General features: G+C 62.0%; 12 protein-coding genes. 5 read left to right on the forward strand and 7 right to left on the reverse strand.

Translation table 11 applies throughout. From position 1 onward, the window contains the following. Nucleotides 1-171: 171 nt before the first annotated feature. Nucleotides 172-1059, reverse strand: a complete 888-nt coding sequence (locus M1E02_RS15025) for a TatD family hydrolase (RefSeq protein WP_479375026.1) — start codon at nt 1057-1059, stop codon at nt 172-174. Between the two features lie 162 nt (nt 1060-1221). Here M1E02_RS15025 and M1E02_RS15030 point away from each other — a divergent pair, with 162 nt between their 5' ends. Genes M1E02_RS15030 through M1E02_RS15040 form a run of 3 tightly spaced genes read left to right on the forward strand, consistent with a single transcriptional unit; the run spans nt 1222 to nt 6356 of the window. Further along, entirely contained in the window at nt 1222-2346 is a 1125-nt protein-coding gene (locus M1E02_RS15030) for an AAA family ATPase (protein ID WP_479375027.1), read from the forward strand. A 12-nt stretch (nt 2347-2358) separates the two neighbouring features. Then, nucleotides 2359-3852 carry a DUF58 domain-containing protein gene (locus M1E02_RS15035; protein ID WP_479375028.1) on the forward strand — a complete coding sequence of 498 codons (1494 nt, stop codon included), beginning with the start codon at nt 2359-2361 and terminating at the stop codon, nt 3850-3852. Next, the gene (locus tag M1E02_RS15040) at nt 3849-6356 is read left to right on the forward strand and encodes a transglutaminase TgpA family protein (protein WP_479375029.1); all 2508 of its coding nucleotides are present in this window, start codon (nt 3849-3851) and stop codon (nt 6354-6356) included. Before M1E02_RS15035 ends, M1E02_RS15040 begins: the two co-directional genes overlap by 4 nt. Nucleotides 6357-6438: 82 nt before the next feature. Here M1E02_RS15040 and M1E02_RS15045 read toward each other — a convergent pair whose 3' ends face one another. Together M1E02_RS15045 and rsmI are read right to left on the reverse strand one after the other, a co-directional pair. Further along, the gene (locus M1E02_RS15045; protein ID WP_479375030.1) at nt 6439-7938 is read right to left on the reverse strand and encodes an NAD-dependent succinate-semialdehyde dehydrogenase; all 1500 of its coding nucleotides are present in this window, start codon (nt 7936-7938) and stop codon (nt 6439-6441) included. A gap of 139 nt (nt 7939-8077) precedes the next feature. Beyond that, nucleotides 8078-8998, reverse strand: a complete 921-nt coding sequence (rsmI, locus tag M1E02_RS15050) for a 16S rRNA (cytidine(1402)-2'-O)-methyltransferase (protein ID WP_479375031.1) — start codon at nt 8996-8998, stop codon at nt 8078-8080. 46 nt (nt 8999-9044) lie between these two features. Between rsmI and M1E02_RS15055 the strand changes: the two genes are divergently transcribed. After that, nucleotides 9045-10763, forward strand: coding sequence for a dolichyl-phosphate-mannose--protein mannosyltransferase (locus tag M1E02_RS15055; protein ID WP_479375032.1), 1719 nt, complete (start codon nt 9045-9047; stop codon nt 10761-10763). Nucleotides 10764-10787: 24 nt separating this feature from the next. Here the strand turns inward: M1E02_RS15055 and M1E02_RS15060 are convergent, their stop codons facing one another. Beyond that, nucleotides 10788-12023: a TIGR01906 family membrane protein gene (locus tag M1E02_RS15060; protein ID WP_479375033.1), complete on the reverse strand. Its 1236-nt coding sequence runs from the start codon at nt 12021-12023 to the stop codon at nt 10788-10790. Between the two features lie 192 nt (nt 12024-12215). Next, nucleotides 12216-13211, reverse strand: coding sequence for a stage II sporulation protein M (locus M1E02_RS15065; protein ID WP_479375034.1), 996 nt, complete (start codon nt 13209-13211; stop codon nt 12216-12218). Nucleotides 13212-13295: 84 nt separating this feature from the next. Between M1E02_RS15065 and M1E02_RS15070 the strand changes: the two genes are divergently transcribed. Then, on the forward strand, nt 13296-14105 hold the full coding sequence (locus M1E02_RS15070; RefSeq protein WP_479375035.1) for an RDD family protein: 810 nt from the start codon (nt 13296-13298) through the stop codon (nt 14103-14105). Nucleotides 14106-14201: 96 nt separating this feature from the next. Here the strand turns inward: M1E02_RS15070 and M1E02_RS15075 are convergent, their stop codons facing one another. Further along, nucleotides 14202-15434 carry a L,D-transpeptidase gene (locus M1E02_RS15075; RefSeq protein ID WP_479375036.1) on the reverse strand — a complete coding sequence of 411 codons (1233 nt, stop codon included), beginning with the start codon at nt 15432-15434 and terminating at the stop codon, nt 14202-14204. Between the two features lie 185 nt (nt 15435-15619). Beyond that, nucleotides 15620-17107 (reverse strand): adenosylhomocysteinase, encoded by a 1488-nt coding sequence (gene ahcY / locus M1E02_RS15080; protein WP_479375037.1) that lies wholly within the window; start codon nt 17105-17107, stop codon nt 15620-15622. Nucleotides 17108-17124: the final 17 nt, after the last annotated feature.

The raw sequence follows: 17124 nt of genomic DNA on the forward strand, positions 1-17124 counted from the left end.
CACACTTGAGCTCCCCGCGCGCGCGAACGGTGCGGCCCGGAGAGCAGTGAATTATCCGAAGGCCTTCCCCGACCCCGGCTAATAGTTGTCCACTGTAACCGAAGCGTTATAAACCCACCAACAAATTTGCATACCCGGTATAGCACCCGTGGGACTGGTGGGGTCACCGGTTCAGTCCCAGGAGCCGTATGCCCGCAGCGTGTTAGCGGCAATGCCGGAGCACAGTCCGGACAGCTCAGAGCTTGTCAATTCCGCCATGGCCCGGACAGTGTAGGGGATCATATAGCTGGCATTCGGCCGGCCGCGGAACGGGTGCGGCGTCAAGTAAGGGGCATCGGTTTCAACCAGCACGCGGTCCGGGTCCGCAATGGCAAGGGCGCTCCGGAGATTACCCGCATTCTTGAACGTCAACGTCCCGGCGAAGGACATGTACCAGCCCTCGGTGTTGCAGATTCGAGCGAGAGCTTCATCACCGGAAAAGCAGTGGAAGACCACCCGGGAAGGTGCGCCTTCTTCCTTAAGGACCTGCACGACGTCGTCGTGCGCATCCCGGTCGTGGATCTGCAGCGTGAGGTCCAAGCGCTTGGCGATATCTATGTGACGGCGGAACGAATATCGCTGATGGGCAAGGCCTTCTCCCTCCGTGCGGTAGAAATCAAGCCCCGTCTCACCGATGGCACGGATTCGAGGGTGTGCAGCGAGTATTTCTATCTCAGAGAGAGCCTCCTCCAGTTTTCCGTTCCGGGCGTACTCGGGGGCGTCATTGGGGTGAATCGCCACCGCCCCGAGGAGGCGGGAATCCCGTTCTACAGCCTCAACGGTGAACCGTGAGGACTCAATGTCGCATCCCACCTGGATGGCGCCTTGGACTCCAACGGCTTCGGCCGCGTCCAGGGCGGCTGAAGCATCAACCGTCAGGGATCCGGAACGAAAATCCAGATGGGTGTGATTGTCCATGACAGGTACGGGAAGCGGTTCGGGCGCGGGCGGGTAGCCGTGCCTGCCGGAACCGTCGCTGCCTGGCTCACGGAAGGGCACGGGAGTCAGCGGGGTGAGCATCCCTCTACCTTAACCGGGCGAAGTCGCCAGATTTACCCGGAACTCTCTGTTAGGCCCGGCAGTTGTGTTAGTAGTCTGGTACCAAGACAGGCACACACCCGTTGGCGGGCGCCGGCTGTCCCAGCCGTCCCGTCGAGTTCCCCCAGGGCTGAAAGGTTGCCGATGGACCCCCAGCGACACATCACCGTAGATGAAACGCTTCCCGACAGGCAGGGATTGGCTGTTGCTGCGGCAGCGGCCGGGCATGTGAATGGCCACAGGCCTGCCGCGATGCGGGCCGAGGCCTTCCATGCAGCGAGCGAGCGAATACTGACGGCTATCAATACCGTTATCGATGGGAAGGCCGATGCCGCCAAGCTCGCCCTGACTGTTTTGTTGGCCCAGGGCCATTTGCTGCTCGAAGATGTGCCAGGGGTCGGCAAGACGCTGCTGGCAAAGACGCTGGCGCGGACCATTGATTGCTCAGTCAGCCGAATTCAGTTCACTCCGGACCTTCTGCCTTCGGACGTCACTGGCGTCTCCATCTACAACCAGGCCTCCCGGCTCTTCGAATTCCGGCCAGGAGCAGTCTTCGCCAACATCGTGATCGGCGATGAGATCAACCGGGCGTCTGCCAAAACCCAGTCGGCCCTTCTGGAATGCATGGAGGAGCACCAGGTCACTGTGGATGGCGACTCCTACCATCTGGATGAGCCGTTTATGGTGGTAGCCACCCAGAATCCGATTGAGATGGAGGGAACCTATCCCCTTCCGGAAGCGCAGCGGGACAGGTTCATGGCGCGGATTTCCATGGGGTATCCGGACAAAGACTCCGAAATAGAGATGCTGGAGACACATCAGGCAACGTCTCCCCTCGCCAACGTCTCCGCAGTGGTTACGGCAGCGGACGTTGCTGCAATGATCACAACGGTGCAGCAGGTTTACGTTTCCCAGGCCGTGAAGGAATACACGGTTGCCATCGGACGCGCCACCCGCGAGAGCGCTCTTCTGCGGCTTGGGGCGAGCCCGCGCTCCCTGCTTCAATTGCTGCGGGCGGCCAAGGCCACGGCCGCCTTGGATGGCCGGGACTTCGTTCTTCCAGATGATGTGATGGGGATCGCCGAGTCGGTGCTCGCGCACAGGATCATTTTGGACCGCAAAGCGGCCAGCACAGGTGAGAGCCCCCAAAGCGTTATCCGGGGAATCCTCGCCAAGATTCCAGTCGAACAGAATGTTGCCCTCTCCGCGGCGAGGCTGGCAGGCCAGCGCGGACTGGATCCGGGACAAACACTGCGGAACCCCAGTTAGCAGGAAAACACTGTGGCTGTCCTTGATTACCTTCCCAAGCACATTTTCAGTACCCGCGGCTGGGGCCTCCTGGCAGCCGGCGTTCTGGCGCTCCTGCTCGCCCAGGTCATGGGGCGGCGCGATCTCCTCACCCTGGCCGTGCTGCTCATCCTGTTGCCGCTTGTGGCGCTCCTCGGCGTCAGGATCCTGAAGCCGAGGTTCAAGGTCTACCGGGAATTCAATCCGTCCACCGTCGAAACCTCCGCAACCACAACCGTCAGGCTTGCGGTTGCCAGGGCCGGTGCGGGGGCCGGTGTTGTGATCATGGAGGAGAAGCTTCCGCCGCGGTTCGGAGAGTCCCCGGCATTCCGGTTCCCTGCACGCTCTGCAGTCGGCGGAACCAGCCGCTACGAGTACCACCTCAGGTCGGGGAAGCGCGGTCAGTTCACCATTGGCCCGGTCACAGCCGAATTCAGTGATCCTTTTGGACTTTCGCTCCATCGCCATGCCATAGACGACGGCGACACGCTCACCGTGACACCGGCCGCCGTCGAACTGCCCATGACCGGGCTCGCGGGTGCCCGCGGCAACGACGGCGTGACCGCCACGCGGATCCGGGCCAATCCCAGCGATGACGACGTCATGACACGGGAATACCGCCACGGCGATCCCATGCGGAGGGTGCATTGGGCAGCAACCGCACGTCACGGCGAGCTTATGGTGCGCCAAGAGGAATCTGTCACGACGCCGGAAGCCACCATCATCCTCGATCAGAGGTACACCGCTTTCCACAACGGTCTTAACTCCGTTTTCAGCGGAACGCACGGGGATTCCGGCCAGGAACTCGTCACCAGCGACGCGTTTGAATGGGCCGTCACAGCAGCCATGTCCATCAGCGCCCACCTGGCGGAACGCAACTACGTACTTCGATTCCTTGATGCGCAAGGGGATCCTGCCTTCCTGCACTCGCCCTCGGCGCCCGAACCGGAGTCTGAGGACTTCAGCGGAACGGCAGGACTGCAGTCCGTGGCCGAAAGCCTTGCGGCAATCCAGTTGTCAGGTTCCCATCACGTCCGCCGGGATTCCGCCCGAAAGGAAAGTGACCGGAGGGATGGTGACCGCAGGGACAGTGAGGCAGATGGAGACAAGCGGGAAATTCGGGACACCCGTGATCCACTCCCGGCTGAAAGCGGTCCCCGGCCCTTTGACGACCGCCTGATCGACAAGCTTTCCGCCCATCGTCTCAGGGGACCCCTCCTCGCGATTCTGGGAAAGGTCACGCTGCAGGAAGCCCGGTCCTTGTCACAGGCAGCCGCCTTCGGTGCCAACGCCTTCGCGATCGTCATCACCGAGCATCCCGAAGCAGCCCATGGCGCATTGGAAGCCCTCCGGCGTGGCGGCTGGCGGGCTATCGCGGTCAAGGCAACCACGTCCCTTCCTGCAGCCTGGGTCTCATTCGATGAGGGCGATGCCGCAGTATCCACGGCGGCCGCGGACGTACGACGAGGAGCAGGAGTAGACCGATGACCATGACGCCCCAACGGGCAGAGGCGTCAGCACCCGCCCTTGTCCTGGAACCAACCGACCCCGGCCAAGGTGCTTCTCGCCGTGTTGGCCCCTACCCGTGGGCCATGGCGGCGGCTGTGGCGGTGGCCGTGTGTGGTGCCGCTGCGTCGCTCAATGGGGTCCTCCGCGGCTGGGCATGGTACATGCCGGTCGTAACCACTGTCATTGTGGTGGTAATTGCGATGGCGTTGCTGCGGAAGGTCCGGGCCCAGCCGTTAGTGGTCGCTGCAGGCGGCTTGGTCTCCCTTGTCCTTATCCTGACCTTCACCTTTTTCCGAAGAAACAGCATCGCTGGAATGATTCCATCCGGCGAGACGATCGAGATGCTGGGGCAGTACGTACGCAGGGCCACAGAAACAGTCCTCGCAGAAAGTGCCCCTGTCGCCCCCAATGTCGGGATCGTCCTGGTGACGTGCGCCGTCCTGGGGCTGGTGGTGATCCTGGTGGACGCGCTTGCCGTCCCCCTCGGGATGCCGGCCACGAGCGGCCTTGGACTCATTGCGGTCCTGGTGGTTCCGGCCATGATCAAGCCCCAAAGCATAGGGCTCCCGGCGTTCATAATCACCGCCGTCGGCTACCTGATGATCGTGGGCTGCAGCCAGTGGTTCTCTGCTAACCGCTTGCAGGTTGGAGCGGGCAGGAATCCGGGGCAGTTGAAGCGGGCGGCCATGACAGGCGGAGTGGCGCTTCTTGCCACCCTCCTGCTTCAGCCAATGATTCCAGGTTTCGACAGGGGCACCTTTCCCCAAGGCTCGCGCCTGAACCCGTGGGGTTCATCAAGCGGCCTCAATCCAATGATCAGCCTGGGCAACAGCCTCCGCAGCCCCACTGGGGAGGGGCGGATTACGTATGCTTCCACGGCCACCTCACCCCTCTACCTCAGATCAGTAACGGTTGACCGGTTCGACGGCGAGTCCTGGGCGCCAGATGACCGTAACGACACGCGTCGGGGAGGCGTGGCAAGGTTGGATCCCGGGTACGAGATCAACGCCACCGACACCGTGCGCAGCATTACGGCCATCAACGCGGGGCAATTCACCAGCCCGTACCTTCCGGTACCGTATGCGCCCGCCGGTGTGAACGGCCTCGATGGCACGTGGAGCTGGGATCCTTCCACATTGAGCATCAAGGGCGTGGACAGCAATTCCCGAGGACAGCAATACGTGGTGGTCTCGTCCATGCCTACCCTGACGGCAGACCTGCTGGCCAGGTCGTCCGCTCCTGTGCGCGGCATCTCAGACGATTTCATCCGCGCACCGGCGGGGGTGCCCGAGATTGTTAAGACAACGGCGGACACAATTACCCGGGAAAGCAACACATCCTACTCCAAGGCCCTGGCGATCCAGCGATATCTTCGTTCCTCGGAATTCACGTACTCGCTGGAATCTCCCGTCCAGGGAGGCTATGACGGGAACGGACTATCCGTCCTGGCCGATTTCCTCGCCAAAAAGAGCGGCTACTGCATCCACTATGCATCTGCGATGGCTGTTATGGCCCGGCTTGAGGGCATCCCCAGCCGCATTGCAGTGGGTTATGCGCCGGGCAGGCCAACTGGTCAGACGGTGTCGGTGGCGGGGCAGGGCGCGTTGCCAGAATATGAGGTTGACGCCCGGGATGCGCACGCATGGCCGGAACTGTACTTCGAAGGTCTGGGCTGGGTTCCGTTCGAGCCAACCCCCTCGCGAGGCGTTGTTCCGGACTACGCCTCGGAGACAAGTGCCTCCGGCGGGGCCAGTACCAACCAGAACAACGATGATCTCATTCCGTCAGGCCCCGCCAGCGCCGCACCCCTCCCCAGCACAGCACCCGTACCGCTTCCCGGCGGTGAGGTTGGTGGACCGGCTGGGTTCCAAGTGCTGCCGGTCCTCTATGGCGCTCTGGGCATCTTGCTGATCGGCTTGCTGCTGGCTTCGCCGCGGTTGATTCGCACGGGGCTGCGTTCCCGCCGGCTGAAACCTGGATCCGTTGGCGGCGACGATACCGCCCTGCAGTCCTGGGCCGAACTCCGCGACCTGGCCGTTGATTACGGAATACCCCCACGACCCAGCGAGACACCCCGGCATTTCTCCGCCCGCCTCCGCCGGTCAGGAGCGCTCGGCGAGGAACACGGAAGGGACGGTGCAGCCCACCGGGCCGTTAACTCGCTGGTACAGGACTTTGAGCGCCGCGAATATGGCCGGCCCCTCCGGTCCCAAGCTGTCCTCGAGGAATCGGGACCAGGGGGCACTCCTGCCGCGATCGCCGCCGCCCGGATTGAGCTGGTCATCGCTGCCCTAAGGGCTAACGCCCGGCGCCTGGTACGGTTCCGGGCTGCGTGGCTCCCGCCTGCTGTGATGAACCGCTGGCAGTCCACTATTGGCACGCCGTTCCGCGCAACGGCCAGGCGCGTTGCCACCGGGCGGCGGACCGCCGCACGAACATGGGTGAGGACGCGCGACGGCCTGCGCCGTGTCCGGGAAGGCTAGCAAAGGAAGGCTGACGGAACGCCAGGGTTCTTGGAGCCGGGTCGACTCGAAACCAGAGCTAAGCCAAGCCTGACCGGAAGAGCTATCCGGCGTAAGGGTCGGCAATGCCGATGTACTGGGTGTAAAGATATTCCTCGATGCCTTCGAGGCCCCCTTCACGCCCGAGGCCGGACTGCTTCACGCCGCCAAAGGGAGCTGCGGCATTGGAGACGACGCCGGCGTTAAGGCCGAGCATTCCGGTTTCCAGGCGTTCCCCCATCCGGATCCCCCGATTGAGATCCCGCGTGTAAACGTAAGCCACCAGCCCGTATTCGGTGTTATTGGCAAGACGGACGGCTTCATCTTCAGTGTCGAAAGTGATGATCGGGGCCACCGGTCCGAAGATTTCTTCTGACAGGATCCGTGTGCCCTCGGTAACGCCCTTGAGGATGGTGGGCTGGTAGAAATAGCCGGGCCCCTCCACCGGGGCGCCACCCAGTACGGTAACGGCTCCGGCAGCAACAGCGTCCGATACAAGTTCGTGTACCTTGTCCCTGCTCTTCGCGTCAATAAGCGGACCCACCTTGGAATTCTCTTCGGTTCCACGGGCCGTGGTCATCTCCGCCATTTTTACCGCGAACTTTTCCGCGAATTCATCAGCCACGGACTCGTGCACGATGAAGCGGTTGGCCGCGGTGCAGGCCTCGCCCATGTTCCGAAGTTTGGCGAGCATGGCGCCCGCAACCGCTGCGTCGACGTCGGCATCCCCGAACACCACAAAGGGTGCATTTCCGCCTAGCTCCATGGACGTCCTGAGGACGGTTTCGGACGCGTCCGAGAGCAGACGGCGGCCAACCTCAGTGGAGCCGGTGAAGGAGAGCTTCCGCAAGCGGGAGTCTTTAATCAGCGGACCGGTGGTGGCTCCCGCCGTCGAGGTAGGGATGACGTTCAGGACGCCGGCCGGAAGCCCGGCCTCCATCATGGTGGCTGCGAAGAGCTGCGAGGTCAGCGGAGTGAGGTTGGCCGATTTGAGCACCATGGTGCAGCCGGCAGCGACGGCCGGGGCCACCTTTCGGGTAGCCATGGCAAGCGGGAAATTCCACGGCGTGATCAGCAGGCATGGCCCTACTGGCTTCTTCTGGACCAGGAGCCTGGACTTCCCGTCCGGGGAGACAGAGTAGCGTCCGAAGGCCCGGACCGCTTCCTCAGAGAACCAGCGCAGGAATTCTGCCCCGTATGTAACTTCGCCGCGGGCTTCAGCCAAGGGCTTTCCCATTTCCAGGGTCATCAGCAGGGCAAAGTCGTCGGCACGCTCCGTCACAAGCTCGAATGCGCGGCGCAGGATTTCCCCGCGCTCACGGGCAGGAACTTTGGCCCAGGATTCCTGGGCAGCGGCGGCGGCATCAAGGGCAGCGGCGCCATCCTCCGGACCGGCGTCGGCGATGCTGAGGAGCGTATTCCCAGTGGACGGATCCTCGACGTCGAACGTCTTCCCGGAAGCAGCGGGACACCACTCGCCATTGATCAGAAGGCCGGTGGGAACAGAGGACAGCAGCTCGCGCTCACGCTCCGCGGTTACAGTGTGGTGTGCAGTGACAGTCACGATGACTCCCTCGTCAGCAGTTGGTACGGGTGGGTTCAGCCAGAAGCTGGATTACTGCCACGGTACTGCCCGGCTCTCAGGGGTGTCTACGAAATTGCGCACTACTCAGAGCACTGGACGCTGTGCAGGTGCACAGCAGTCAGCGTGCAGCCAACACTGCCGAATAAAGCTCACGTTTGCTGACCCTGACGTCCTCCGCAACGGCAGCAACGGCTTCCTTGAGGCGGATCCCCTGGGACATCAGTTCGTTGACTGCGGCGACATGATCCTCAGGCTGCCCGGGCGCTTTTTCCGGCGCGCCGCCCACTACCACGGCTATTTCGCCTCGGACTTCCTGGGTCTCCGCCCATTCGAGCAACTCTCGCAGAGGACCGCGAATCACTTCCTCATACGTCTTGGTGAGTTCACGGCAGACGGCTGCCTGCCGGTCAGCACCGAACCGCTCATGCAGGGCACGGAGCATTGGCTCAAGCCTGTGCGGCGCCTCAAAGAAGACCATGGTCCGGCGTTCGTGGTCGAGCTCAGCGAGCCGGGAGGCCCTCTCCCCTGACTTACGGGGTAGAAAGCCTTCAAAGCAGAATCTGTCCGTAGGCAATCCTGACAGGGCCAGCGCAGTCAACACTGCGGACGGGCCAGGAACTGCCGTCACGGTGAGCCCTGCAGCCACAGCGCCCTCCACGAGGCGGAAGCCGGGATCTGACACGGACGGCATGCCCGCATCCGTCACCATAACCAGGGTTTTGCCCGCCTTCACATGCTCGATAAGCTCCGCAGTCTTGGTGGCTTCGTTGTGCTCGTGGTAGCTGATGATCCGCCCGGCGACTGTGATGTTCAGATTCTGGACAAGACGGTGAAGGCGCCTTGTGTCCTCAGCCGCGACGATGTCCGCCGTGCTCAGCAGCTCTATCAACCTCGAGGATGCGTCGCCCACGTTCCCGATGGGTGTGGCGGCCAATACGATCCGGCCCACGCCGACGGCTCCGCTCCCCGTCTGGTTGGCAGCGTCAGGAGCATCCGCTGGCGCAGGGCTGAGGGGAGAAGTGCTGAGTTGAGGATCCACATCAACCAGACTACTGCCGCCAAGGAGTACAGCGGCAAAAGGTAGCATGGGGCAGGTGACCCAGACCTCCCTGCAGCAGCCCGTCGAAGCCGAACCCTCGGCTCCAACAGCCACGACTCCCCCTGGTGGCGGCCGCAACCTGGAAGGCCACCGTTGGATCGCCCGGCCCTCCGAGGCGTTCACTCCCGGCGCCTTGAGGCAACGGCTGATCGGAGACATTCAAAGCTGGCGGGACTACCCGCCGTCGCTCCGGCTCTGGTACTGGTTAATCCCCACTCTGACCGCTGCTATCGCCGGGATCCTGAGGTTTGTCCGCCTTGATTCTCCCCGGAGCCTGGTCTTCGATGAGACCTACTACGTAAAAGATGGTTACTCGTACCTGATCAGTGGCTATGAACGGAGCTGGCCGGACAAAGCCAACGATTCCTTCAATGCCGGAAATCCAGGAGTGCTGCTGGGCACCCCTGAATATGTAGTCCATCCGCCGGTGGGTAAATGGATGATTGCAGCAGGCATGTGGCTTTTCGGCCCGGACAACGCCTTTGGCTGGCGGTTCGGGGCCGCCCTCACCGGAACCATCTCCGTCTTCCTGATCGCTCTCATTGCGCAAAAGCTGTTCCGTTCCCTGACACTGGGTGCCATGGCAGGGACCCTGCTCGCGGTGGACGGTCATCACATCGTGATGTCCAGGACCTCTCTGCTGGATATTTTCCTGATGTTCTGGATCCTTGCCGCTTTTGGCGCCCTGCTGATGGACCGCGACGACGGCCGACGGCGGCTCGCGGTCAGGCTGGGGCGGCAGGCGGCAGCCTCCAACGATGGCAGGCCATCCGGACTGGAGTTGTTGTCCGGCCCCTGGTTGGGCATCCGCTGGTGGCGGCTGGCCGCCGGAATGTGCTTGGGCCTGGCTGTGGGAACCAAATGGTCCGGCCTCTTCTTCGTCGCGGCGTTTGGCCTGCTGACGGTATTCTGGGACCTCAATGCCCGGCGTATCGCGGGAATCCGTGGCTGGATCAGCGGGGGCATTATTAAGGACGGCATCCCTGCTTTCCTTGCGATGATCCCCGTGGCCGCAGTGGTCTACCTGGGGACGTGGACGGGGTGGTTGCTCTCCAAAGACGCCTATTATCGCCGCTGGGCGGATACCCACCCTTCAAGCGAGTGGGGCTGGTTGCCCGATTGGGCACGGTCACTGGCCCACTATCACCTCGAAGCCTACAAATTCCACCAGGGACTGAGCTCGGAGCACCCTTACGAGGCCAGTCCCTGGACGTGGCTGGTCATGGGACGGCCCACTTCCTTCTTCTACGAGTCACCCAAAGCCGGAACTCCCGGCTGTGTTGGGGCGAACTGCACTTCAGCCATACTTTCCGTGGGCAATCCACTGATCTGGTGGAGTGCAGCGATCGCCGTCGTAATCCTGCTCTTCTGGTGGATGGGGAGGCGGGATTGGAGGGCAGGAGGCATCCTTGCCGGCATTGCTGCCGGCTATCTTCCCTGGTTCCTCTATCCGGAACGCACCACATTCTTTTTCTATGCCGTGTCCTTCGAGCCGTTCCTGATATTGGCCCTGGTGTATTGTCTGGGCCTGGTGCTCGGCAAGCGCAGTGACAGCGTGCTGCGGCGGCGGTCCGGCCTCTATTTTGTGGCCTTGTTCCTCGTGTGCGTAATGCTGTTATCCGCGTTCTTCTATCCGGTGTGGACCGCCGAGGTCATCTCCTATGAGCAATGGCGGTTCCGGATGTGGATGCCGTCCTGGATCTAGGAGACCACCACGGGGTCCAGTTCGTCAGGCTTTGACTTCCGCGACGCCAGCCGTGCCATCTGCTCCCGAAGTAGCGGGTTTGTCCTCCGAAAGCAGTCCGCGGCGTTTGGCGGTTGGCCAGGTCAGGATCATGGTAATGATGGCCGTAAGCAGCACGAGGGCCGCAATAACGATCCCGGCGTCTATCCAGAACTGCCCGGGGAACAACCGGATGAGCGTGTCTTCCAAGGCGAAGGTCCAGGACCCGCTGGCAAAGAATATCCGGTGGAACTCAGTGAAGAACTGCTCCCACCCCAGAAACGCCAGCACGCCGAGACCGATGATGATCATCAGGGTGACGATCGAGCCTGCAAACAATCCTCGGCGAACTCCCCCGGTGCTGCGGCGGCGAAGGTAAATGATGGCGATGATGCTCAGCAGCGCCAGCAGAATCCCGGCACCGAAGGCTGACAGGATCACGAGTTTGACGTCAGCCATGTGACTGACCTCGCCGTCCTTGAACAGCTGGTCGCCACTGCGGTTCACCAGCTCACCAAGATACCGGGTACCGGCCCAGTTCCCGAGGTAGTCCACGGTATAGGAACCGTACGTCATCCGGTCATCAGTGCTGAAGCCGTATCCGTCGCCCGGGAACCCCGGCCGGTTGTACTCCACCCAGAGGAACAAGGGGCTGGTGACGGCGCGGACTGCCAGCACCAGCAGAATGACGGGGTAGAAAACGGCAAGTGCCACCTGCATAACCCGAGGCAACACGGGCTTGGATTTCGCAGCCAGTTCCCGCTCCGCGTTCCGGCGCTGCACTTCGTCCTCGGGGGGACGGACCTGCAGAGCTGAGGTAGGGAGAGGTTCGCGGAAATGCGAGCCTGCCTTGGCCGGCGAGGCCCCCTTGCCTGACGTCATACCGCCAGCAGGTGCCTCGCCGCTGGCAGCAGCCGCACCGCTGGCAGATGCCGCACCGCTGGATGCCAGGGGCTCCGCCGCAGACTCGGCCGCCTTCCGATCGGCCCTGCTGCCCGCCTGGGGCAATCCTCCCGTTACCGCATCGCCGGTCTTTGCTCCGGCATTGGCTCCGCTGCCGCCAGCCGTTCCCTGATCTGTTTTTGCTGACTTCGTCTGGGCTGGGGTGGACTGGGCTGGGGATGCCTGAGTTGACGTTGCCGGTGCCGGCTTCATCCAGTCGAACGCGGGCGCGTCGGAATCCGCGGAGGGATCAAGATGGTGATCCTGGCGGTTAGGAGGGGTGGGTGTCTTTTCAGTCACTGCTGCATCGCTTCCGTAGGGCTCCGCGTTGCCAGTCGGGGGAATCGGCAACGCTATTTCTCTCCAGACGAGCCTACCGTCAGGGGCTTCCACCGGGCGAGGTGCCACCCCTGCAGGAACCATTACGCTCCGGCAACGATTACGTTCCGGCGAACGATGCCGCCTGGTTGGAGGCCACAGTTCCCGGGAGGATCATGCGGTGATCCCCGAGTAGCCGGCGTCCTGATCGTTGAGATCCCCGCGTGCGCCGGACATGTAAGCCCTCTTGCCAAGAACAAGGGCGTAAACCCAGTAGGCGGCCAGAACAGCAGCACCGATTGCCAGCTTTGCCCATACCGGGAGGAAACTGGGCGTCACAAAACCCTCCACGATTCCCGAAATAAACAGGACCAGGACAAGACCCAGGGCCACCGTGATCAGTGAACGGCCTTCCTGCGCCACCGCCTGGCTTCGCGTGCGGGGACCTGGGACGATCCATGCCCAGAAGATTTTAAGACCGGCTGCGGCAGCTATGAAGACCGCCGTCAGTTCCATCATCCCGTGTGGAAGGATGTAGCTGAAGAACACGTCCGACTTGCCAACGGAGGCAAAGACGCCGGCAGCGACACCGATGCCCTGGGCATTCATGAAGAGAATCATCGGCACCCAGAAGCCCGTAATTCCAAGTGCCACGGCCTGCGCACAGATCCAGGCGTTGTTGGTCCATACCGCACCGGCAAACGAGGCAGCAGGATTCTCGGAGTAGTAGTTAATGAAGTCCTCCTCCACGTACTGCCTCACCCTCTCGTCACTGCCAAAAGCAGCCCGCAGGGCCTCAGGGGAAGAGCCGATCCACCAGGCGTATGCAGCGGCGACCAGGCAGAATGCGATTCCACACCACAGTGTCAGCCAGCGGAGTCGGTAGAAGGCTGCAGGAAGGGCAATCACGAAGAACTTCGCAACATCGTCCATAAAATTCGAGCGTGCACCGGTAAATCTGGTGCGTGACTGGGCGAGGGTTGCGGAGAGCGTGGCGGACAGCCCGCTTTCCGGGGCAACCGAGCGGAGCAGGGAAAGATGGGACGACGTCACCTGATAGAGGCGTAAAAGCTCGTCGGCTTCCTGCCCGGTCAAGCTGCGTTTGTACGCAAGGTCATGAAGCCTTGACCATTTGTCACTGTTGACCGCAGAAAACGCATCAATGTCCACGGGACCACCCTAGCCTGCGCAATAGACTGTCAACATCAGGATCCTTGCTGAGTCAGGATTTGCTAATAGGGATGGGGCCCTGCTTTGAGTTCAATCATCACGGGCGAGGCAGTCGTCCTGGAGTTGCGTCCGGCCTCCTTCGCCGCACGCGCGTTGGGTTTGCTGCTCGACGTCCTGGTCAACATTGTGCTGTTCATCCTCATCCTCATCCTGATGTCATCCGTCTGGGACGAAATCGACGAAGCCGCAATGAGAGCCGGCGTTCTGGTCACTGTTGTGTTCTGCTTTGTGATGGTCCCCGTAGCTATTGAAACGGTGACGCGCGGGCTGTCGCTGGGTAAGTTGGCGGCTGGACTCCGGATTGTGCGCGACGACGGCGGAGCCATCCGTTTCCGGCATGCTGTTATCCGGGGACTGACCGGCTTCATTGAGATCTACCTGACTTTTGGCGGCCTGGCCATCGCCGTCGCGCTTTTCAACGACAAATCCAAACGCCTCGGTGACATCCTTGCCGGTACCTACTCCTTGCGTCGGAGAGTACCCGCCGAGCCTGCCCTGCCTTTGTTTGTTCCACCTCACTTGAGGTCATGGGTGGCTTTGGCTGATATCGGCCGCATTCCAGATGGCTCAGCACGCCGTGCCGTCCAGTTCATGCGCCAGGCAGGAAGAATGGCGCCCGCCTCACGCATTGGCATGGCGGCGTCCCTCGCAACGGAAATTGCGGAGCATGTGGCACCGGCACCTCCCCCGGGAACCTATCCAGAGGACTACCTGGCGGCAGTCCTTGCCGAGCGCCGGGAACGCGAGATGAACCGCCTGGTCAAGGCAAGGGAACGCAGCAACAGGATCGGAGAACGGCTGCACCGCCTCCCCTACGCTCGCGACAGCAAATAGCCCGGAACGGCAGCTGGCCGCGGTAGGTTTACAGACGCCCTAACTGGCGGCGGTTCCCCGAGGTCGCTCAGATTGAGGTCGGTCAGATAGCAGCGGTCAGCGCTTCGCGTACTCGGCCCAGGGAATGTTCCAGTCGCCGTAGCCTTCAAGCGGCTCCACTGCCGGCGCTCCGGTGTTGAGCGTCTGGACAACATCGCCTGTCTTCATGTTGTTGAAGAACCAGGCCGCGTCCTCCGGCAGGAGACCCACACAGCCGTGGGACACGTTGTACTTGCCGACAGCTCCCCAGGCCGACTCAAGCGCCTGGTGGACATAGACGCCCGAGGATGTCAGCCGGTTGGCGTACTCCACCGTGAGCGGCGGATAGTAGCCTTTGTCCCCGGGCTTGAGCCCGATGCTCCCGGCGTTGAACTTCGAGTGGCGCTCCTGCTCCATGATGACGGCGTATCCGGTGGGCGAGAGCCACTCCGGGTCGCCCAAGGTCACGGGAGCCGTTTTGACCAGTTGGCCGTCAAAATAGACCTTCATGGTTTTGGTGATGTCGTCCACGACGGCGAGACGCTGGGGCCCTGTGCTGAAGGCAACCGTGGAGTCAAAGTTGCCGATCATTCCGTTCCCGAAATCGACACCGAACAACTTCATGTCCACGGTGACCGTGCTGTTTGAGGCCCAGAAGGTTTCGGGACGGATGCGCACGCGCTGGTCCGAGTACCAGTGCCAGGCCACGGTCTGTCCGGATGAGGCTTTGACGGTGACGGCCTTTTCCACGGCTTCTTTGTTAATGACAGGTTCACTGAACACGATTTCGATGGGCTGACCGGAGCCCACTGTGGCGCCGTTCTCCGGATACACAGCCGCATCGGCTTCGTTGGCCTTGGCTACGGTGGTGAATGTCTGGGTCTTTTTGGTCTCGCGACCGGCCTCATCAACAATCGTGAAACTGTAGTTATAGGCGGTGTTGAAGGTCAGCGGGTCCACGGTTGTCCAGGTGGTGCCGTCGGCGCTCAGAGAACCCTTAAGGGGCGTGCCGCCGTCAGCCGGAACCAGGACTACATCCTTGACCTGCCCGTTGATTGCCTTTACGGAGGGGGCCGCAGCAGGGTTGACCCCTTTCGCGCCGTCAGTTGGGGTGACACCCAGTTCAACAGCCTTCACCACAGGAGCGGCAAGGCCGGGAGTGTTGCGGACCGGACTGGCGGATTCGGAGGCAATAGCCTGTCCGGCCCAGCTGGGAGCCGTCGCCACCCCTATTCCACCAGCGGCAACAGCCGCGCACATCGCCACAACGGCAATGATTTTCCCGGTTTTCCGGTTGCTGATCTCAGTCATGCCAAATTCTCCGTGTCCCCCGACAGCCGATAGTCAGCCCCCGTTAATCTGTTCAGCGTGCACTGCTGACGTTCCGATTTTATCCCACACGCAAACCGCTCAAGACCAAAACGTGACGCCGGCCCCAAGTGTGGCCTTAACCGGCAATGGCCCCGGATCGGTCGGGGGCCATTGCGGAGCTGAACTCAGTAGCGGTAGTGCTCAGGCTTGTACGGACCTGCGGCGTCGATGTCCAGGTACTCAGCCTGGTCCTTCGAGAGCTCCGTCAATTCAACGCCCAAGGCGTCAAGGTGAAGCCGGGCCACCTTCTCGTCGAGGATCTTGGGAAGGACGTAAACCCGGTTCTCGTATTCCTTCTGCCCGTCGGGCTGGTCCTTCTTCGTGAACAGCTCGATCTGGGCGATCGTCTGGTTCGCGAAGGAGTTGCTCATGACGAAGGACGGATGGCCGGTGGCATTGCCCAGGTTCAGGAGCCTGCCTTCGGACAACACAATGATGGAACGGGCTTTCTGTTCTTCCGAAGCATCGTCAGCGAAGACCCACTCATGGACCTGGGGCTTGATTTCCACTTTGCGGATTCCGGGGATCCGGGCCAGTCCGGCCATGTCGATTTCATTGTCGAAGTGACCGATGTTGCCCACAATGGCCTTGTTCTTCATGGCGACCATGTGATCGGCCATGATGACGTCCTTGTTGCCCGTTGTGGTGATGAAGATGTCACCCTGCCCCAACACAGATTCAAGCTTGGCCACCTGGTAGCCGTCCATTGCAGCCTGAAGGGCGCAGATGGGATCGATCTCGGTGACAATGACACGGGCACCTTGGCCGCGCAGGGCTTCCGCGGCACCCTTCCCGACGTCGCCATAACCGCAGACGACGGCGACCTTGCCGCCGATGAGGACATCGGTGGCCCGGTTGAGTCCGTCAGGAAGGGAGTGCCGGATTCCGTACTTATTATCGAACTTGCTCTTGGTAACCGAATCGTTGACGTTGATGGCCGGGAAAAGTAGCTTTCCCTGCTCCGCCAGCTGGTAAAGGCGGTGGACGCCGGTGGTGGTCTCTTCGCTCACGCCATGAATCCGGGCTGCCATCCTGGTCCACTTCTGCGGGTCCTCAGCAAGGGTCCTCTTGAGCAGGTCCAGGACAATCGCGTATTCCTCAGGATCGTCCGCAGCAGCCGACGGAACTGCTCCGGCTGCCTCAAACTCCACACCGCGGTGAAGCAGCAGCGTAGCGTCACCGCCGTCGTCGAGAATCATGTTGGGTCCCAGCTCCGGATCAGTTTCCGCACCTGGCCACGTGAGAATCTGTTCAGCGGTCCACCAGTACTCCTCGAGGGTTTCACCCTTCCAGGCGAATACGGGGACACCTTGGGGATCTTCTTCGGTCCCCTTGCCCACGACAACCGCCGCGGCGGCCTCGTCCTGTGTGGAGAAGATGTTGCAGGAGGCCCAGCGGACCTCGGCGCCCAGCGCCGTCAACGTTTCAATCAGTACGGCGGTCTGGACCGTCATGTGCAACGAACCGGCGATCCTGGCGCCCTTGAGGGGCTGCGTGGGACCGAATTCTGCACGCAGGGACATGAGCCCGGGCATTTCATGTTCTGCCAGGCGAATTTGATGCCGCCCAGCCTCCGCGAGGGAGATATCAGCAACCTTGTAGTCGAGAGTCATGTGAATCCTTTGGTAAA

The sequence above is a fragment of the Arthrobacter sp. Z5-13 genome, from assembly GCF_056499105.1.

Excerpts from the sequence above, each read along its gene's own strand:
- M1E02_RS15075 (WP_479375036.1), bottom strand. The coding sequence starts at position 15,434 with ATGACTGAGATCAGCAACCGGAAAACCGGGAAAATCATTGCCGTTGTG.
- ahcY (WP_479375037.1), bottom strand. The coding sequence starts at position 17,107 with ATGACTCTCGACTACAAGGTTGCTGATATCTCCCTCGCGGAGGCTGGG.
- M1E02_RS15030 (WP_479375027.1), top strand. The coding sequence starts at position 1,222 with ATGGACCCCCAGCGACACATCACCGTAGATGAAACGCTTCCCGACAGG.
- M1E02_RS15040 (WP_479375029.1), top strand. The coding sequence starts at position 3,849 with ATGACCATGACGCCCCAACGGGCAGAGGCGTCAGCACCCGCCCTTGTC.
- M1E02_RS15025 (WP_479375026.1), bottom strand. The coding sequence starts at position 1,059 with ATGCTCACCCCGCTGACTCCCGTGCCCTTCCGTGAGCCAGGCAGCGAC.
- M1E02_RS15055 (WP_479375032.1), top strand. The coding sequence starts at position 9,045 with ATGGGGCAGGTGACCCAGACCTCCCTGCAGCAGCCCGTCGAAGCCGAA.